Origin of the sequence: Streptomyces sp. NPDC051133 (genome assembly GCF_040682635.1) — a bacterium.
Taxonomy (GTDB): domain Bacteria; phylum Actinomycetota; class Actinomycetes; order Streptomycetales; family Streptomycetaceae; genus Streptomyces.
Genome location: NZ_JBFBBK010000029.1, coordinates 38,192 through 56,756, shown reverse-complemented (window position 1 = coordinate 56,756; position 18,565 = coordinate 38,192). Strand labels below are relative to the sequence as shown.

Below are 18,565 nucleotides of genomic sequence, written 5' to 3'. Positions count from 1 at the left end.
GCGAAGTTGCCGGCCGGATTCGGACGACTGTGGACCGCTCAGACGATCTCCTCGCTCGGTGACGGGGTGATGCAGGCCGCACTGCCGCTGCTCGCGCTGACGTTGACGCGGGATCCGATGGCGCTCGCCGTCGTCACGGCCGCCGGCACGCTGCCGTGGCTGCTCTTCGGCCTGCTCGGCGGTGCGCTGGTGGACCGCTGGGACCGCCGGCGCACGATGTGGGTCATGGACGCGGCGCGTGCGATGCTGCTCGCGATACCGGCGGCAGCGGCAGCGCTCGACGTGCTGAGCATTCCGCTGCTCACGGCCGTCGCCTTCCTGCTCGGCGTCGGCGGACTCTTCTTCGACACGGCCGCCACGGCCTATCTGCCGGATCTGCTCGGCCGCGCCCCCGCGCTCCTGGAGCGAGCCAACTCTCGCTTGCGCGGCGCCCAGACCGCCATGTCCGGCTTCGCGGGGCCACCCGCGGGCAGTGCACTGCTCGCACTCGGGCGGGCGGTTCCGCTGCTCGCCGACGCGGTGTCGTTCATGCTCTCCGCACTGCTCGTTCGGTCGCTTCCCGCCGTGCCCCGGCCCGTGCCGGAGGTCCGCGAGTCGCTGCTTCGGCAGGCGCGGGCCGGGGCCTCGTGCGTCTTCCGGGACCGGTTGCTGCTCGGGCTCGCGCTGCGCCCGGCGGTCGGGAACATCGCCTTCCTCGCTGTGGAGACCGTCCTCGCCCTCTTCGCGCACGACCGTCTCGGCATCGACACCTACGGCTTCGGGCTGCTCCTCACGGCGGAGGCAACCGGCGGTCTGCTCGGTTCGGGCATCGCCTCCTCCCTTGGCCGACGACTCGGCACCGGCACCGCACTGACCTGCACGGCCGCGATCGAAGGGCTTGCCATCCTGGGCCTGGCCGCTGCCCCGAACCCGTACGCGGCCGGGCTGGCGCTCGCCGTCTGCGGGGCCGGCATGGGCGCCACGATGGTGCTCGGGCCCTCCCTCCGGCAGGCGATCGTCCCGGCCCACCTCATGGGCCGGGTCGCCTCCACCTCCCGCATGCTGGCCATGTGCGCCGCCCCCATCGGGGCCTTCCTCGGCGGCTGGCTGGCCACCACCTACGACATCCGTACCCCGCTCTACGCCGCCGCCGTCCTCCTCCTGGCGATGACGGCCGTCACGGCGTCCATGACCAGCAACCGCCGGGTCGAAGCGGCACTGCGTGCCGCCACCCCGGCCGACGGTCCGGCTCCGGATCGCCCGGCATCCGAGGAACCCGCCCAGGAGACCGCACCCGACTTGCTGTGACGCCTCACGCGAAGGCGTCACAACGAGCCGGGCGCCGGTGCCGGACCGGATACTCCTCGACCTCGACCCCGACCTCTGGACGGCGGGGCCCGCCTCTGGACGCAGCGGCCCGGCCGTGGCCCGCTTCGACTAGCGTCGTGACCATGGCAAGCAACACCTCCCCCAGCCTCGCCGCAGCCCTCGCCGCCGGAACGGTCGTGCTCGACGGCGGTATGTCCAACCAACTGGAGTCCGCCGGGCACGACCTGAGCGACGAGCTGTGGTCGGCGCGGCTGCTCGCCGAGCGGCCGGAAGCGGTCGCCGAAGCGCACCTCTCCTACTACCTGGCGGGCGCGGACGTGGCCATCACCGCCAGCTACCAGGCCACCTTCGAGGGCTTCGCACGGCGCGGCCTCGGACGTGAGGAGGCCGCGCGGCTGCTCACGCTGAGCGTGGAACTGGCCCGCGAGGCGGCCCGGCAGGCCGGTAAGGCGGGCGTCGGGCGACCGCTGTGGGTGGCGGCCTCGGTCGGTCCGTACGGGGCGATGCTCGCCGACGGCTCCGAGTACCGGGGCCGGTACGGGCTGAGCGAGGACGGGCTGGAACGTTTCCACCGACCGCGTCTTGAGGTGCTGGCCGCCGCCGCACCGGACGTACTGGCGCTGGAGACCGTGCCCGATGCGGACGAGGGTGCCGCGCTGCTCCGTGCGGTACGTGGACTGGGGGTGCCGGCGTGGCTGTCGTACACGGTCGACGGTCGACGCACCCGCGCCGGACAGCCCCTTGAGGACGCCTTCGCCCCGGCCGCCGACGCGGACGAGGTGATCGCGGTCGGCGTGAACTGCTGCGCACCGGAGGACGTGGCGCCGGCGGTCGAGATCGCGGCCCGGGTGACCGGGAAGCCGGTCGTGGTCTACCCCAACAGCGGGGAGGCGTGGGACGCGGAGGCGCGGGCCTGGACGGGACGGACACGGTTCGGCGCCGAGCAGGTCGAGGCGTGGCGGGAGGCCGGGGCGCGGTTGATCGGAGGGTGCTGCCGGGTGGGGCCGGACGCGATCGCGTCGATCAGGGCGACGCTGGGACCGGGGGCGTGAGCATGCGGCGTGGTGAGCCTGGACCGAACAGACCGTCTGACGCCGCGCCGGTGACCGTTGGTTGCTTGGCGGTCCGTGCGGGGGGCGACCCTCGTGATGATGGTCGGCATGAGGGATGAGGTGGAGGGCCTGGGGCGCGAGAGCCGTCGAGGGTGGACGCCGCTGCACTTCGCGGCGGATGAGCAGGATGCCGCCGCTGCCGGTTCTCTCCTGGAAGCGGGTGCGCGGGTGGACGCCCCGGACGAGCAGGGCAATACGCCTTTGTGACAGGCGGTGGTCCGCCCGGGTCGTCCGCCGACCCCATACAGTCGACCGGCGACCGGCGACCGGCGACCGGCGACCGGCGACCGGCGACCGGCGACCGGCGACTGGCGACTGGCGACTGGCGACTGGCGACTGGCGACCGGATACCCGCTACCCGTAGGCGGTCAGTGCCGCCGCGCTGCCACGGACCGTCGCAGACGGCGGACCGCTGCCGCCAGTTCGGCCCCTGGAGCCCGGATCTGGGCGGAGGATGGCGGTTCCGGGGTGGCGGGCGCGGTCGACCAGAGGGCGACTTCCGCATCCCGTGGACCGTAGTCGGTATACGGCATACCGTCGCCGAAGATCCGCACCGGGTGCGAGGCGTCCCAGGCCTGCCAGCCGGGATCCCCGGTGGTCACGAACCGCACCCAGGCCCCGTGCATCGCATCGCCCAGTTCCTGCGGAGCACCCTCGCCGGCCAGCTTCTTCGATTCGGGCACGTCACCGGAGTCGAACACGAAGCCCAGCTCCAGAGCGTGGCAGGCGCCGAGTCCTGGGAGGAGGGACGGCCAGGCGAACTCGTAGAGGTGGCGGGAGCCGAGGCGGGTGTCGGCGAGGCGGTGCAGCGGGACCCGGAGCAGGTGGTCGGTGACGAGCTGGCCGACGGTCTCGGCGGTGCCGGCGTCAGGATGCAGGGTGCGGTAACCGCGTATCACCTCGTGCCCGCAGTGGCAGCGGGCCATGGCGCCGGCCAGGGCGACGGGGCCGAGCCGGTCCACGCGTTCGACCAGACCGCCGGGCACCAGCCACAGCCGGTACTCGTCCCGGGTCCAGCCCATGAGCAGGTCGACGCCCCGGCCGCCGTCGCCGTCGATCAGCGCCTTCAGCGGATCGCGGGGCACGAGGTCGCCGTCCACGACGATGCCGAACGCGGGCCCGCCGAGCACCGGACTGCTGAGTCGCCCGACCTCCACCTGGGTGCGCAGCAGCAGTTCGCGGTCGACGGTCGCGAAGGCCTCCGCGGTCGCGGGGATCTTCAGCCGGGCGGCCATGCGGCGCACCATCCGCCGCACCTTGTCCCGGTCCGAGACCTCGGGGGCGCCGCTCTGCAGGATCGCGCGCCGGATCATGCCCCGGGTCTGGGGGGCGGCGAGCAGGACGCCCGCGCTGATGGCACCGGCCGACTGCCCGCACAGGGTGATCCGGTCGGGGTCTCCGCCGAAGGCCCCGATGGTCTCGTGCACCCAGCGCAGGGCGGCGAGTTGGTCGCGCAGTCCGGGGTTCGGGGGCGCGTCCGGGAACAGTCCGTAGCCCTCCGCTCCCAACCGGTAGTTGACCGAGACGCAGACGACGCCGTCGCGGGCGAAGGTGCGGCCGTCGTAGACGGGGACGGCGGAGGATCCTCGGGTCAGGGCGCCGCCGTGCAGCCAGACCAGGACCGGGAGGCGGGCGCCGGGGCCCGGGTGCGGGGTCCAGACGTTCAGGTTGAGACAGTCGTCGCCGGGGATCACGGGGTCGGACAGGTACTGGGCGAACGCCTCGGAGTACGGCGGTTTCGGCGCGGTCGGCCCGAAGGCACGGGTGTCGCGGACCCCGTCCCAGGGCTCGGGCGGCTCGGGGGGCCGGAACCGTCGGGGGCCGAAGGGCGGAGCGCCGTACGGGATGCCCCGGAACACCGCGATTCCCTGCTCGTACCGGCCTTGTACGGCCCCGTGGGGTGTGCGGACCACGGGGCCCGTCCGATCTGCCGTCATCGCCCACCAGCCCTTCGCCGCGCTCGTGCACCGTGGCCCAGCCGAACGGCCGCACAGCCCGCGCCGTCGCACTGCTGCTCTGTACACATCAGAGCAGCACAGGGCGCGGATGTATTCCGGTGCACGGGTCCGACGCTGCGCCGTTCGGGGTATCCCCGTAGGCGGAGCCGCGGTACGCGGTCGCCGTCGAGAACCTGGGCGGCACCTTCTACTTCCGGCCTGGCTTCTTCCGGCCCGGCTTCTCCCGGCCCCGGCTTCTCCCGGCCCCGGCTTCTCCCGGCCTGGCTTCTCCCAGGCCGCCGTCGAACGGCTCACGCGCCCGCGTCCGCCACCCGGCCGACCGATTGACCCCCGTTCCAGGCCGGAACTACGGTGAGAGCCGCCATCAGAAAACGCTTTCCACACACCGTCCCGCAGCCCCCATCCCCGTCGGGAGAGTCATGCCCAGCGCCCAGTTGCCCAGGGCCGTGTTCGCCATGGATCCGGTGCACCTTCCCCGGCTCTTCCCACCCCCGCTCATGGCCCGGCTGCGGCAGACGGCAGCGGTCGACCCCGCGCTCGTGGTGCGGGACCCCGCCGATCCCGCCGTCGCCGAGCCCCTGGCCGGCGCCGAGGTGCTGATCACCGGCTGGGGCTGTCCCCGGCTGGACGCGGGCGCCCTGGCAGCGGCGCCCCGGCTGCGTGCCGTGCTGCACGCCGCCGGCTCCGTCCGTGGGCTGATCGGCGACGCCCTGTGGGAGCGCGGGGTCACCGTCTCCAGCGCGGCGGCCGCCAATGCGGCTCCCGTCGCCGAGTACACGCTCGCCATGATCCTGCTCGCCGGGAAGGACGTCTTCGCGCACCGGGAGCGGTTCCGCGGCACGCACGCCCTGCCCGCCGCCGGTGAGATGTCGGCCGTCGGCAACATGGGACGCCGGGTCGGGATCATCGGCGCGTCCCGGGTGGGCCGACGGCTGCTGGAGCTGTTGCGTCCGCACGACTTCGAGGTCCTCCTGTGCGATCCGTACGTGCACGCTTCCGAGGCCGCCACCCTGGGTGCGGAACTGCTGCCGCTGGACGAGTTGTTGGCGCACAGCGACATCGTCAGCCTGCACGCGCCGGACCTCCCCGGGACGTACCGGATGCTCGGCCGTGAACGGCTCGCCCTGATCCGGGACGGCGGCACGCTGATCAACACCTCGCGCGGTGCGCTGATCGACCCGGACGCGCTCGCCGAGGAGTTGGTCTCCGGGCGGCTGCGGGCGGTCCTCGACGTCACCGAGCCGGAGCCGCTGCCCGCCGGTTCGCCGCTGTACCGGCTGCCGAACGTGTTCCTCACCCCGCACATCGCCGGCTCCCTCGGCAACGAGCTGGAGCGGCTCGGCCGGGTGGTCGTCGAGGAGCTGGAACGGCTGGCCGCCGGCCTGCCGCCGGCGTACGAGGTGCGGCACGCGGATCTGGTGCGGGTGGCGTGAGGCGAGTGGTCCACCGGAGGGACGTGCCCCGAGCCGGGGAACCGGCGTGCACGACCTGCTGGAGCTTCCCGAGCCGAGCCGCCGACCGCGGTGTCCGTGTGCTCGGACCGGATGGCGCTCGGGGTGTACGCGGCGTCGGCCGCTCGTGGAGATGGCGGCGACGGCGCTGCGGCCGCTGGTGCGGATGATGCGCGGGGAGCGCCCGGAGAGGACGCGGACGGAGCCGTCGACGCTGCCGGTGCGCCGGTCCGGCACGGGCGCGCCGCCCGCGGACCGGCCAACTGCGTGATCGTGCGCGCCCGTTCGGGCGCAGGGCGGTGACCGGGGGCAGCGACGGTTCGTTGCCCGGGCATGCACCCCACCATGCGCTCCACAGCGGCCCTCGCCGTGGCCGCGGTCGCTCTGGCCACCGTCTACGGCGCGGCGCACGCCCGTTGCCGTACCGTCGCGCCGCGTCAGCACCGCGCCACCGTGACCGCGCTCGTCGACGATCACGATCCGAAGGAGGACGTCGAGGTCGGTGAGGACGGCCGCCCCGATCTCGGCGAGGACTGAACGCGAGGACTGAACGGACGCCGACGGCCGGGCGCCTCCCGTGCGGGGAGGGGCCCGGCCGTCGCCGTGTGCGGTGCCGCCTTTCGGCGGTTCTCAGTCCTCCCCGTGCCGTTCGGCGGCTCCGACCAGGGCCTCCACGACGTCCACGGCGCTGCCGTCGTGGTCGCTGCCGGCGGTGCCTCTGCCGGTCTGGAGGTTGGCCGTGCGGTCCACTTCGAGCCACGAGTCGGCGTGCGAGTTGTCGATCACGGTGATCAGGCTGCCGGACGCGACCGCGGGTGCGGCTCCGGCGCCGAGGACGGCGGCGGCGACCGCGGCGGCCATCCCGATCCGGGGGACGAGGGCTTTGCCGGTGCCCGTCACACGCCCACGCCCTCGGGGGTGATCCGTTCGCGGGCGATGTTGCGCTCCAGCAGGGTGGTGGACGCCTTCACGCCGACTCCGCTCGCGGGGTCGACCTCCGGCAGCCGGCCGTCGGCCTGCTTCAGGTCGGTGAGTGCGGAGTCCATCGCCTCGTGCGCGGCGAACAGACACGGGGTGCTGTAGATCGCGACGTCGACGCCGAGGTCGGACAGTTCGCCGAGGGAGAGGCGGGGTGACTTGCCGCCGGCGATCTGGTTGAAGAGGAGCGGCTTGCCGCCGACGACCTTCCGGATGCGCTCGATCCACTCCACGCTGCGTACTCCGTCGACCAGGACCACGTCGGCGTCGGTCGCGGCGAGCCGTTCGGCGCGGTGCAGGATGTCGTGCTCGTCGGTGGCGTCGGTCCGGGCGACGACGACCAGGTCGCGGCGGGTGGCCAGGACCTTCTCCAGCTTCTCCAGGTACTCCTCAAGTGGCAGCACCTGCTTGCCGTCGGCGTGGCCGCAGCGGCGGGGCCGCTTCTGGTCCTCCAGGATCACTCCGGAGGCCCCGATGCGTTCCAGGCCCTCGACGACGTGGCAGGCGACCTCGGGGTCGACGTAGCCGTCGTCGATGTCGACCAGCAGATGGTGGTGGGGGAACGCGCCGCGCAGCCGCTGGACGAAGGCCACCATGTCGGGCCAGGCGATGAAACCGATGTCCGGCAGCCCGTAGTACGAGGCCGCGAATCCGAATCCCGAGACGAACATCCCGTCGTAGTGCTTGGCCGCGATCGACGCCGAGTACATGTCGTACACGCCGATCAGCGGTGTGGTCCCGGGCCCGGCGATGCGCTCGCGCAGCTTCTTACCGTAAGTCAAGGTCCGGCTCCTCCTGTGGGTGGGTGACGCGGGGCGGGGAAGGCCCCGGCGTCTCGACGCCCTTTGCCAAGACAAGAGCATCTCTAGATAGTCACGTGACCTTCTGTGAACGCGAGCTTTACTCACCCCAATGGTGGAAGCGATTCACCGGAGAAACGTCACTCGACGGGTCCCGCAGCCCGGGCAATCCCGCCGTTCAGGTGGGCCGGGAAGCCGGGCTCGCGTGGAGCATGCGGGTGTGGAGCAGGATGCGCACAGCCATGCGAGGGCCCAGGTCGCGGGACACGTCCTCTCTTCAACTCCCTTTCGGGCAAGGGTGAATCGGAGAGGGGGCGCGTGGCCGCCGGCTGCTTGAAGCGCGGGGCCCGCGACCGTAGCCTCGCCGGGCATGAGCGCCGTTCCCCCGCTGCTGGACCATCTCGTCCTCGCCACGCCCGACCTGGCGGCGACCGTCGCCGAGTTCGCCCGCAGGACCGGGGTGACGCCCGCACCCGGCGGGGTGCATGTCGGGCTCGGCACGCGGAACCATCTGGTGGGGCTGGGCGGCCGGAGCTACCTGGAGATCATCGGCCCCGACCCGGAGCAGCCCGAGCCGGCCGAGCGGCGGCCGTTCGATGTCGACCGGCTGACCGGTCCGCGCGTCCTGACCTGGGCGATCAGCCCGCCCGACCTGGACACGGCGGTGACGGCGGCCCGCGCGCGGGGCTACGACCCCGGTCCCGTGCACGCGATGAGCCGCCGCACCCCCGACGGGGGCCTGCTGCGGTGGCGGCTGACCGGCAGCGACCGGGCCCATCCGTCCGGTCTGGTGCCGTTCCTCATCGACTGGGGCGACTCCCCGCACCCGGCCACGTCCGGACTGCCCGTGCTCACGCTGCTGGAGGTCACGGCGACCGTGCCCGACCCGGACGAGGTGCGTCCGCTGCTGTCGGCCCTGGGCACGGCGCTGGTGCTCGGCCGGGGCCCCTGCGGGCTCGGCTTCACCGTCGTCACCCCGAACGGGCCGGTGACCTTCGGCCGGCGCTAGAAGACCGAGGTGTGCAGGAGCGGGTAGGCGCCCACGTCGTCGTAGATCGCACGCAGCCAGGGCTGCCGGACGGCGGGGAGCCGGGCCAGTCTGCGCAGGAACACCTGCCGGTCGGGCCGGAACGTCCAGATCGGGCGCAGCGGCAGCGGATCGTCGCGCTGGACGCCACGGGGCAGTCCGCCGGTCACCGGCAGCCGCGACCGGTCCTCGGGAAAGGCCAGGCCCAGCCACACGTCGAGGGGCAGCGACACGGGCGCCGCGGTACCGGGCGGCTGCCAGGCCGCGCCCGTCTGCGGATGCTCCGGGACCAGCGCGATATCGGGCGCCGGGGCGGGGGCGGGCACTCCCGGTCCGGAAAGGGCGACGGTGCGGGCGGGTGAAGCCTGGGCCCCCGCCGACCCCTGCGACCCCTGCGACCTCGCCGACCCCTGCGACCCCGGCGCGCCAGGTGAACCGTGTGGGCCCGGTGGGCCGTACGGGCCGGGTGGGTTGTACGGGCCGGGTGGGTTGTACGCGCCGGGTGGGTTGTACGCGCCGGGTGGCAGCAGTGCGTCGAGTGCCCGGCCGAACAGGTCCGTGACCAGTCCGCCGGGGAGGACGACGGGGGCGCCGGCCGACGCGGCGAGCAGATGGGCCAGGGCCTGGCCTGCCGCCGCCTGCCACTGCGGGCTCCAGTGTCCGGGCGGCTCGACCAGGGGCGCGCCGGCCCGGTCCGCCATCAGGGTCGCCCAGCCGGTGACCGGTGTGGCGGGGCCCGCGACACGGCGTACGGCGTCGGGCGCCAACCACACCGCCTGCCAGAGCGAGCAGTCGTCCACGCGGGTCGCCACCGCCCGCCCGCACTCCGCGCAGGCCAGGTTCGGGCCGTCCCTGCCGTCCAGCCCCATGCAGTAGCCGCCGCACCGGTCCGGGATCAGCACGGTGCCGCGGGTGTGGCCCGGTGCGACGACGACCGCGCCCGGCGGCCCGGACGGCAGCGAGTGCACCGGGGCGAACACCCCCAGCGCCGCCGCTTCCTCCGCGCCGACCTCGTCCCAGGGACGCCAGGGCGCTCCCCTGGGTTCCGGGTCGACGGCGTACGTGCCCGGTTCCATCAGCGCGGGAAGCATCTCGTGCCCGTAGTGCTGGTGGGCCCGCACGGGCAATGCCACCCGCGACACGGAGACGGTCAGTTCGCTCCCGCACCGGTCGCAGACGAAGACGTCCGCCAACAGCCACTCCCCCATCCTCGCAACGGACGGATCATCGCGGGCCCGCAGGACGGGGGCAACCGCTTATCCGCCGGGTCCCTCCCGCGCCGCGCAGGCCGTCACCGGCTCCTGCGACGGCGTGTCCGATTCCTTCAAGACCGGACGGCCGGCCCCTCCCTACGGTGGCCGTATGACTCCACGATTCGCCCTGATCGGCGTGGTGACCTCCGACATGGCCGCCTCGCTCGCCTTCTACCGTCGTCTCGGGCTCGTCTTCCCCGAGGGTTCCGAGGAGCAGCCGCACGTCGAGGTGGAGCTGCCGGGCGGGCTGATCCTCGCCCTGGACACCGAGAAGACCATCCGCTCCTTCCACGCCGAGTGGCGGCCGCCGAGCGGCGGCGGCCGGATCGGCCTCGCCTTCCGGTGCGGCTCGCCCGCCGAGGTCGACGCGACGTACGAGGACCTGGTGGGCGCCGGCCACCACGGGGAGCTGAAGCCCTGGGACGCCTTCTGGGGTCAGCGGTACGCCACCGTGCACGACCCCGACGGCAACGGTGTCGACCTGTTCGCCCCGCTACCCGCCGCCGAGTAGCTCCCCGAGCGGCATGCCCGCCAAGTCCCGCACCTCCCGGGCGAGGTGCGGCTGGTCGGCGTAGCCCGCGCGGATCGCCGTCTCGGCGTACGGCGTCCCGGAGCGGGCCAGTGCCAGCGCCCGTTGCAGGCGCAGGATGCGGGCCAGGGTCTTGGGGCCGTAGCCGAACGCGGCCAGGCAGCGGCGGTGCAGGGTGCGGGTGCCGATGTCGAGTTCGGCGGCTGTCGCGGACACCGGGCGGCCCTCGTCCAGGCTCTCCACCAGCCGGTGCAGCAGCGGGTCGGGGGCCGTTGAGCGCGCGGCCCGGTCCAGGGCGATGTCCTCCAGGGCCGTGGCCGGATCGGGGGCCGCCTCGATGCGGTCGCGCAGCCGCCGGACCCGCGCGTCGGACCAGAGCTCGGCCAACTCCACCCGCCGGTCGCGCAGTTCGTGTGCGGGTACGCCGAGCAGGGCGGGTGCGGTGCCGGGGAAGAAGCGGATGCCCGCCCAGGAGCGGCCCGGGCCCTGGGGGAGGTGGGGGCGGGTGTCGGGGCCCGCGACCAGCAGCCGGCCCTCGCTCCACATCAGGTCCATGCAGCCGTCGGGCAGCACGGGCCGGGCATCGGACCCGGTCGCGTTGTTGGTCCACACGACCGCTCCGGTCAGCCGGGACGCCCGCTCCGCATACACAGCCGCCAGCGTACGGCGCCGACGGTCTCCGGCGCCGACGGTTTCCGGTGCCTGGCGGGCCGGTCAGGTCGGGCGCCGGGCCGGGCCGGGCCGGGCCGGGACACGAGAGCTCTGCTGGGCGGCCCGGCCGCCGTCCTCCGTGGCCATGGCCGAGGCCGGTGCAGGGGCCGGGGCCGGGGCTGGGGCCGAGGACGGGGCAGGGGCCGGGGCCAGCGCCGGGGCCGTGACCGCGGCAGGGGCTGGGGCCGAGGCCGTGACCGCGGCCAGCGCCGGGGCCGGGGCCGGGGCCGGGGCCGGGGCCGGGGCCGACGCCCGGGCCGTGGCCACCGCCGGGGCTGAGGCCGGGGCCGGGGCGCCGAGCAGTGGGAGGCCGTGACGGGTGCGGAAGCGGTGGGCGTAGCCGGCGGTGACCGCGGCGGCCAGGAGGAGCAGGAACAGGGACAGGGCCCGGGCGAGCAGCGGCACGGTGCCGGCGGGCAGGGTGGTGGCGGCGAGCGCGCCGAGGCCGCCGTCGAGCAGCTGCTCGGCGCCCCAGACGAGGGTGAGGACGCGCAGGCCCCGGCGGAACTCGGCGCAGCCCTCCCAGAGCCCCGTCCGGGCCCGGGCCGCCTCGCCCCGGTGCAGGCGCCGGCCCAGCTGGAAGGCCAGCGGCCTGCGGGTGAAGGCGGTGACGGACACCCAGCCGCCGGCCACGAGGGACAGCGCCGCGTCCTTGAGGAGGAGCAGCCGGGTGCCGCCGCCGGCGAGGGAGGCCAGGGCGGCCGCGGCGAGCAGCACCGTGCAGAACAGGTCGACGCCGTCGGCCCTGCGCTGCCGTACCGCGCCGGAGAGCAGTCGCAGGGCCGGTGGTGCCCCGCTCAGCAGCAGCGCCGGTGCCTGGCCGGCGCCGAGGGCCCGGGCGGCGTAGTAGACGACGAGCGGGAGGACGATGCCGGCGGCGAGCGCGAGCAGCGGACCGGCCGTTTGCGCCGCGCCGGCCGCCCTCCCCGGCACACCCCGCCCTCGCCCCCGCCCCCTCTCCCGACTGCGGCCCCGTCCCGTCACCTCAGCCGTGTCCGTCTCAGCCGTGTCCGTCTCAGCCGTGTCCGTCTCAGCCGTGTCCGTCATGGCCTGCGCCTCCCGTCCCGTGCCCGAGCCGTGCCGGGCAGCGCCGGCCTGCGAGAACGCTAGGCGCGGAGCCGTGTCCGGCGGATCGGAGCCCGGGTGGAGAGCGGGGTGGAAAGCAGGTGGAAGGGCCGGCCCGCGTTCTCCACCTCCGTGGCACACCCGGGGGTGGAGCAGCCCGCGGGCAGCCGGCCTCAGCCCTTCGGGTGCCCCGTCCCCCCGTGCCCCGTCCCCCCGTGCCCCGTCTCCCCGTCCCTGCCGGACTCCTGCGGGTGCCGGGTGTCGGTCTCGTGGCCGTGCCGGGCGTGGGACTTGTGCACGTGGTGGGTGCTCTTCGCGTGCGTGCGCAGGCGGGCCGTCACGTCCTCCGGGGGCAGGAAGCGGGACCAGCGCTCCGGGAACTCGGAGGGCATGTCGGGGTCGTCGGGGTCGGACTCGCGGGCCGCCGCCGCGCGGGCGACGTACTCGACGACCTGGGCCTCGCGGACCCGCTCGTTGGCCTCGCGGGCGGCGGCCGTGGCGGCGGCGGGCCAGACCCGGTCGATGGCCGCGTTGACCGCGGCGCCGACGAGGACGGCGAAGGCGGCCACCCCGATCCACAGCAGCACGGCGACGGACGCGGCGAGGGAGCCGTAGATCGTGGCGCCCTCGATGGTGTGCACGAGGTAGATCCGGAGCAGGAAGCTGCCGAGGACCCACATGGCCAGGGCGACGAGGGCGCCGGGGACGTCCTCGATCCAGGGGGAGCGGACCGGCACGGACACGTGGTACAGGGTGGTCAGGAAGGCGACGCACAGGACGATGACGACCGGCCAGTACAGGACCTGGACGACCGTCTCGGACCAGGGCACCACCCGTACCACCGCGTCCGGTCCCGCCACCATCAGCGGCAGCGCCACCGAGCCGATCAGCAGCGCCACGATGAACAGCAGGAAGGACATCATCCGGGTCTTGACGATGCCCCGGACGCCGTCGAGGCCGTACATGACGGTGATGGTGTCGATGAAGACGTTCACCGCGCGGGAGCCGGACCACAGGGCGAAGACAAAGCCGATGGAGATGACGTCGGGCCGGCCGCCCTTCATCACGTCGTGCAGGATCGGCTGGGTGATCTCCTTGACGCCCTTGTCGGACAGGACCGTCCGCGAGGCGTCGAGGATGTTGGTCTCCAGGCTCCTGATGGTATGGGCGCCGGTCCAGGTGTCGACGTAGGCGAGCAGCCCGATGAGGCAGAGCAGCAGCGGCGGCACGGACAGCAGCGTGAAGAACGCCGCCTCGGCCGCCAGGCCCAGGATGCGGTACTCCATGCAGGAGTTGACGGTGTCCTTGAGCAACAGCCAGGCGGTCCTGCGCTTGGAGACGTTCCGGTAGAGGGCTCTGGCCCGGTGGAGGCGGCCGGCGGGCCGCTCGGGGGGTTCACTTGCTGGCTGCACGACCCAAAGGTATCCGCAGCACCCGGCCCGCCTCACCTTCCGGGGCAGGTCGACCGGATCATGCGCGGGAGGTGGCCGGGTCGGGTACGCGCGTGTGCGGTGCTGTGTCACTCTGGAGACCATCACCGCCGCCGTCCGGGGTAGGTTCGCAATCATGGCAGGCATCCCCACCCACACCGTGACGAACCAGCCGCCGCCGCTGGCCGGCCACGACGTCTTCACCACCGACCGGGTCCTGGTCGAGGCCGTCGAGCGGTACACCGGTCCGGACGTCCTGGACGAGGTGCGTGCGGAGCTGTCCGCGCTGGGCCGGGCCTGTGGTTCGGCGCAGGTGCAGGAGTGGGGCGCGCAGGCGAACGAGCAGCCGCCCCGGCTGCGCACCCATGACCGCTACGGCCACCGGATCGACGAGGTCGACTTCCATCCGTCCTGGCACCGGCTGCTCGGCAAGGGCGTCTCGGCGGGGCTGACCGCCGCCTGGACCCGGCCGTCGGGACATGTGCGCCGGGCGGCCGGGTTCCTGCTGTGGACCCAGGTCGAGGCGGGCAACTGCTGTCCGCTGTCGATGACGCACGCGGCCGTGCCCGCGCTGCGCGCCGACCCGGGGCTGGCCGCGGAGTGGGAGCCGCGGCTGACGTCGACGGTCTACGACCGTGAGCTGCGGCCCGCCGGGCAGAAGCCCGGCGCCATCTTCGGCATGGGCATGACCGAGAAGCAGGGCGGCAGCGACGTCCGCGCCAACACCACCGAGGCCCGGCCGCTCGCCGAGGACGGCACGTACACGCTGACCGGGCACAAGTGGTTCTGCTCGGCGCCCATGTCGGACGCCTTCCTGGTGCTCGCGCAGGCCCCGGAGGGGCTCACCTGTCTCCTGGTGCCGCGGGTGCTGGCGGACGGCAGCCGCAACGTGTTCCGCATCCAGCGGCTGAAGGACAAGCTGGGCAACCGTTCCAACGCCTCCGCCGAGGTCGAGTTCGACGGCACCTGGGCACGCCGGGTCGGCGAGGAGGGGCGGGGGGTGCGGACCATCATCGGGATGGTCGCGGCGACCCGGCTGGACTGCGCGCTGGGCTCGGCGGGGCTGATGCGGCAGGCGGTGGCGCAGGCCGTCCACCACTGCGCGTACCGGGAGGCGTTCGGCGGCAGGCTGGTCGACAAGCCGCTGATGCGCAACGTCCTCGCCGACCTGGCGCTGGAGTCGGAGGCGGCGACCGCTCTCGCGCTGCGGCTGGCGGCGGCCTGTGACGACGACGGCGAGCGGGAGCGTGCCTTCCTGCGGCTGGCGGTGCCGGCCGCCAAGTACTGGATCACCAAGCGCTGTGCGCCCGTGGCGGTCGAGGCCGCCGAGTGCCTGGGCGGCAACGGGTACGTCGAGGAGTCCGGGCTGCCGCGGCTGGTGCGGGAGTCGCCGCTGAACTCCGTCTGGGAGGGCGCCGGTAACGTCCAGGCGCTGGACGTGCTCAGGGCGTTGCAGCGGGAACCGGACGCGCTGGACGCGTGTCTCGCCGAGATCGGGCGGGCTCATGGCGCCGACCACCGCCTGGACCGGGCGGTGAAGGACCTGTTCACCGAGCTCGCCGATCTGGAGGGCGTCGAGGGCCGGGCCCGGCGTCTGGTGGAGCGGCTCGCGCTGGTGCTCCAGGGCTCGCTGCTGGTGCGGCACGCACCCTCGGAGGTCGCCGACGCCTTCTGCGCCTCGCGGCTGGGCGGCGATCACGGGGCGTCCTTCGGCACCCTGCCGGCGGGGCTGGACCTGAAGGCGATCGTGGAACGGGCACACCCGGGCGTGTGAGGCGCGGGCCGGCCGGACGGGCCCTCCGGCGCCGCGTTCCCGGAGGGGGTGGTGCTGCGCCGACACGGCACCACCCCCGGTCCAGGGGCCGTTGAGCCCGCGGACGCGCAACGCGTCGAGGTCAAGTCTCAGCCACCTTCGGACGGTCCACCAGGGTTGCAGGGGGTTGCAACTTGTTGATGCACATGCGCGGAGTGTGTGCCTCCGGCCTGCCCGGAACGGCAGTATGAGAGGCACAGCCGGACCGGAAACCGCCGCCCGGACAGCTTGACAACTGTGTTCGACATCTTGTCCGGGAGGACCCCAGTGGTGAACCCGCCGATGAACGTGGCGCGTCTGGCCGCCGTGGACGCGGCGCAGGCGGCGCGGGTGCTGAGCGAGGTGCGCGAGGCCGCGCTGGCCGGTCAGCGTACGCGGATCGCGCCGCGTCCGGTGATCGAGCAGTCCTGGGGGAGGATGCTGCGCAGCGGGGTCGATCCCGAACGGGACTTCAGGTCGGGTCTGTTGCCCTCCGACGAGGTACGGCGCCGACGGGAGGAGTCACCGCTCAGGCACGTCCTGCCGGTGCTGCGCGAGGGTCTGCTTTCGGTCGCGGACGTGGCCCAGCACATCATGGTGGTCGCGGACGCGGACGGGCGGGTGCTGTGGCGGGAAGGCGCCCCTCCGGTGCTGCGCAAGGCGGACGGCCTCGGCTTTGAACTGGGCGCGGACTGGCGGGAAGACGTCGTCGGCACCAACGGGGTGGGGACCCCGGCGGTGGTACGGCGGCCGGTGCAGGTCTTCGCCGGTGAGCACTTCGTCCGCTCGCAGACGTCCTGGACGTGCACGGGCGCTCCGATCACCGATCCCAGGGACGGCCGGCTGCTCGGTGTGGTGGACGTGAGCGGCCCCCTGGAGACGATGCATCCGGCGACGCTCGCCTGGGTGGACTCGGTGGCGAAGCTGGCCGAGGCGCGGCTGCGGGAGCGGCATCTCGCGTCGCTGGAGCGGTTGCGGGCGGTGGCGGCGCCGGTGCTGGCCCGCCTCGGCGGGCGGGCCCTGGTGGTGGACCGGGACGGCTGGGCGGCGGCGGTGACGGGGATGCCGTACGTGCGGCGGGTCATGCTGCCCAAGTCGCTGCGGCCGGGCCGCCGGTGGCTGGCCGCGCTCGGGGCGTGCGGGGTGGAGCCGCTGGCCGGCGGCTGGTTGCTGCGGGCGACCGAGGAGCCGCAGGCGTCGGCCGCCACCACCCGCATCGTGCTGGACCTCGCCCGGCCGGGCCGCTGTGCGCTGACGGTCTCGACGTCGGCGGGCTCCTGGTCCCGGGAACTGAGTCCCCGGCACGCGGAGTTGCTGTTCCTGCTCGCCGAGCACCGCACCGGCCGGGGGGCGGCGGCCCTGGCCGAGGATCTGTTCGGTGATCCCTCACGCACGGTGACGGTACGGGCGGAGATGTCCCGGATCCGGCGGTATCTCGGGGACGTTCTGCACCACCGGCCGTATCGTTTCGGTGAGGACGCGGAGGTCGAGGTGGTGCTGCCCGACGACCCCGGTGACCTGCTGCCTCCGTCGACGGCACCGGCGGTGAACCGCAGACGGGCGGCCGCGCGGGGTGGCCGGTCCCCGGCCTGAGGCGTGTGTCCTGAGCATATTTGCGGGGTCTTCGCCCTGCGCGGCCCGTTACTGCCGTAGCATCCCCTACGGGCGCCGCCACCTGTTCCTCGCGTCAATGCACGGATCGCCAGGCGCAGTTGGTCCGCCCCCCGGGAGGAGACATGAAGCATCGCGGCAGACACCGCCGGCGCAGACGGGGTGCCGCTCTGCGCGCGGTCCTGACCGGGACGGCGCTGGCGCTCACCGCCGCGGCCACGCTGATCAGCACGTCCCAGGCCGGGGTCGCCGAGCACCCGGGCTCCCTCAAGCCGCTGCCCTCCGCGGCGGACACCGGCCGGCTCCGGCTGCAGGAGCACCTGGTCCCCGCCCGCACCCTCGACCGGCTCTCCGCCGGGATGGGACGGCCGGTCGGGGTGGACGCCGTGCTGGGCAGCGCCGACCGCGTGATGCGCGAGGGCGACGGCTGCTCCTCCGCGGACCACGCGTCCCTGCCCGTCGCCCCGTCCGCCACCCGCGCCTACTGCTGGGACCCGGCCGACGCCTCCGGTGCCGCCTGGCGTCCCGCCTCGGTCACCACCTCCGGGGACGCCGACGACGACGGTGTCTGGGGAACGCACCGGGTGGTCCTCACCGGCTGGACGCACAGCACCACCACCGGCCGCGCCGCCGAGCGGGGTCTGGCCCGGGTCGCCGTCATGGACGCCGACGATCCCGCCCACCTCTCCTACCGCTGGGTGCTGCTGGTCGTACCGGTCCAGGGCGGACGTGACTACCGGGGGCTGGCGTCCGGTGTCTCCGGCATGGTCTGGTACCAGGACAAGCTGCTCGTCACCACCACGACCGGCAGCGCCGACGCGCTGTACGTCTACGACCTCGACCGGATCCAGCGCGCCACGGTCGACGGCCCGGCGATCGGCCGGGTGCCGGGTGGCTGGTCCGCCGACGGGTACGGCTATGTGATGCCCGCGGTCGGCTCGTACCGCTTCGCCTCCGGACGCTGTTCCGCCGCCGGGGCGCCGTGCCCCGGGGCGCTCGCCCTGGACCGCGGCAGCGCGCCCGACAGTCTGGTCGCCGCGGAGTGGACCGCCGCGGACAGCGACCGGCCGGCGCGGCTGTGGCGGTACGCGTTCGCCACGCAGCCCGCGCGCGGCGGGCTGCTCGCCACGGACGGCGCGGGGCGGGTGGACGCGGTGGAGGCCTACCGCACCCGGGCCGCCGGGATCCGGGGCGTGCTGTCGTACCGGCCGGCCGGGGCGGCGCGGCCGTCCTGGTATGTGGGACACCTGCCCGGCTCGCAGGACGGTCACGGCGGGCTGTGGCGCCAGGACGTCCGGGGGGCGAAGGCGGCGCACTGCGGCGCGGACGGCTCCCCCCGCTGCTGGGCCGTGGCGGCGGGTTCGCTGTCGTACTGGCAGGCGACGGGCGAGGTGTGGTCCCTGTCGGACCGGATGCTGTTCGCCCTGCCGCTGGCCGACCTCGACCGGTCCGTGAGGTGAGCCGGCCCGGCCGGCCCTCCTGAGCCCAGGGGTACGCCGGGCCCGGATGCGACGCGCCCGCCCGGCCGCCGGCCGGCCTG

The 18,565-nt window shown here is 74.3% G+C and carries 17 protein-coding genes and 1 pseudogene; 11 read left to right on the top strand and 7 right to left on the bottom strand.

Annotated elements, in window-relative coordinates; translation table 11 throughout:
• The first annotated feature begins 6 nt into the window (after positions 1-6).
• From AB0N17_RS27665 to AB0N17_RS27655, 3 genes are all read left to right on the top strand, one after another.
• Positions 7-1,287, top strand: coding sequence for an MFS transporter (locus AB0N17_RS27665; protein WP_366014276.1), 1,281 nt, complete (start codon positions 7-9; stop codon positions 1,285-1,287).
• Between the two features lie 143 nt (positions 1,288-1,430).
• A complete protein-coding gene (mmuM, locus tag AB0N17_RS27660) occupies positions 1,431-2,360 on the top strand; it encodes a homocysteine S-methyltransferase (protein WP_366014221.1) in 930 nt (309 codons plus the stop codon).
• Between the two features lie 96 nt (positions 2,361-2,456).
• Entirely contained in the window at positions 2,457-2,627 is a 171-nt protein-coding gene (locus tag AB0N17_RS27655; protein WP_366014275.1) for an ankyrin repeat domain-containing protein, read from the top strand.
• Positions 2,628-2,788: 161 nt separating this feature from the next.
• On the opposite strand, the gene AB0N17_RS27650 is transcribed toward AB0N17_RS27655, so the two are convergent.
• Positions 2,789-4,357, bottom strand: a complete 1,569-nt coding sequence (locus AB0N17_RS27650; protein WP_366014220.1) for a carboxylesterase family protein — start codon at positions 4,355-4,357, stop codon at positions 2,789-2,791.
• A gap of 440 nt (positions 4,358-4,797) precedes the next feature.
• Between AB0N17_RS27650 and AB0N17_RS27645 the strand changes: the two genes are divergently transcribed.
• From AB0N17_RS27645 to AB0N17_RS27635, 3 genes and pseudogenes are all read left to right on the top strand, one after another.
• Complete coding sequence (locus tag AB0N17_RS27645) at positions 4,798-5,811, top strand: hydroxyacid dehydrogenase (protein ID WP_366014219.1); 1,014 nt, start codon at positions 4,798-4,800, stop codon at positions 5,809-5,811.
• A gap of 75 nt (positions 5,812-5,886) precedes the next feature.
• Positions 5,887-6,100 (top strand): annotated as a pseudogene (locus tag AB0N17_RS27640) (LacI family transcriptional regulator); the annotation flags it as partial.
• A gap of 74 nt (positions 6,101-6,174) precedes the next feature.
• Positions 6,175-6,366, top strand: a complete 192-nt coding sequence (locus AB0N17_RS27635) for a hypothetical protein (RefSeq protein ID WP_366014218.1) — start codon at positions 6,175-6,177, stop codon at positions 6,364-6,366.
• 93 nt (positions 6,367-6,459) lie between these two features.
• On the opposite strand, the gene AB0N17_RS27630 is transcribed toward AB0N17_RS27635, so the two are convergent.
• Positions 6,460-6,729, bottom strand: coding sequence for a hypothetical protein (locus AB0N17_RS27630; protein ID WP_366014217.1), 270 nt, complete (start codon positions 6,727-6,729; stop codon positions 6,460-6,462).
• Complete coding sequence (locus AB0N17_RS27625; protein ID WP_366014216.1) at positions 6,726-7,589, bottom strand: isocitrate lyase/PEP mutase family protein; 864 nt, start codon at positions 7,587-7,589, stop codon at positions 6,726-6,728. Before AB0N17_RS27625 ends, AB0N17_RS27630 begins: the two co-directional genes overlap by 4 nt.
• Positions 7,590-7,977: 388 nt before the next feature.
• On the opposite strand from AB0N17_RS27625, the gene AB0N17_RS27620 reads away from it, so the two are divergent.
• Complete coding sequence (locus AB0N17_RS27620; RefSeq protein WP_366014215.1) at positions 7,978-8,616, top strand: VOC family protein; 639 nt, start codon at positions 7,978-7,980, stop codon at positions 8,614-8,616.
• On the opposite strand, the gene AB0N17_RS27615 is transcribed toward AB0N17_RS27620, so the two are convergent.
• On the bottom strand, positions 8,613-9,827 hold the full coding sequence (locus tag AB0N17_RS27615) for a hypothetical protein (RefSeq protein ID WP_366014214.1): 1,215 nt from the start codon (positions 9,825-9,827) through the stop codon (positions 8,613-8,615). The two genes, AB0N17_RS27620 and AB0N17_RS27615, sit on opposite strands and share 4 nt — an antisense overlap.
• 169 nt (positions 9,828-9,996) lie before the next feature.
• Here AB0N17_RS27615 and AB0N17_RS27610 point away from each other — a divergent pair, with 169 nt between their 5' ends.
• The gene (locus AB0N17_RS27610; protein WP_366014213.1) at positions 9,997-10,398 is read left to right on the top strand and encodes a VOC family protein; all 402 of its coding nucleotides are present in this window, start codon (positions 9,997-9,999) and stop codon (positions 10,396-10,398) included.
• On the opposite strand, the gene AB0N17_RS27605 is transcribed toward AB0N17_RS27610, so the two are convergent.
• From AB0N17_RS27605 to AB0N17_RS27595, 3 genes are all read right to left on the bottom strand, one after another.
• Positions 10,381-11,067 (bottom strand): AraC family transcriptional regulator, encoded by a 687-nt coding sequence (locus tag AB0N17_RS27605; protein WP_366014212.1) that lies wholly within the window; start codon positions 11,065-11,067, stop codon positions 10,381-10,383. The two genes, AB0N17_RS27610 and AB0N17_RS27605, sit on opposite strands and share 18 nt — an antisense overlap.
• Positions 11,068-11,130: 63 nt before the next feature.
• On the bottom strand, positions 11,131-12,060 hold the full coding sequence (locus AB0N17_RS27600) for a VC0807 family protein (RefSeq protein WP_366014211.1): 930 nt from the start codon (positions 12,058-12,060) through the stop codon (positions 11,131-11,133).
• Positions 12,061-12,365: 305 nt separating this feature from the next.
• A complete protein-coding gene (locus tag AB0N17_RS27595; protein ID WP_366014210.1) occupies positions 12,366-13,604 on the bottom strand; it encodes a YihY/virulence factor BrkB family protein in 1,239 nt (412 codons plus the stop codon).
• Between the two features lie 154 nt (positions 13,605-13,758).
• On the opposite strand from AB0N17_RS27595, the gene AB0N17_RS27590 reads away from it, so the two are divergent.
• The 3 genes from AB0N17_RS27590 (at position 13,759) to AB0N17_RS27580 (ending at position 18,485) form a co-directional block, all read left to right on the top strand.
• Positions 13,759-15,396 carry an acyl-CoA dehydrogenase family protein gene (locus AB0N17_RS27590; RefSeq protein ID WP_366014209.1) on the top strand — a complete coding sequence of 546 codons (1,638 nt, stop codon included), beginning with the start codon at positions 13,759-13,761 and terminating at the stop codon, positions 15,394-15,396.
• A gap of 321 nt (positions 15,397-15,717) precedes the next feature.
• Complete coding sequence (locus tag AB0N17_RS27585) at positions 15,718-17,007, top strand: GAF domain-containing protein (protein WP_366014208.1); 1,290 nt, start codon at positions 15,718-15,720, stop codon at positions 17,005-17,007.
• A gap of 143 nt (positions 17,008-17,150) precedes the next feature.
• Entirely contained in the window at positions 17,151-18,485 is a 1,335-nt protein-coding gene (locus AB0N17_RS27580) for a hypothetical protein (RefSeq protein WP_366014207.1), read from the top strand.
• The last annotated feature ends 80 nt before the right edge of the window (positions 18,486-18,565 follow it).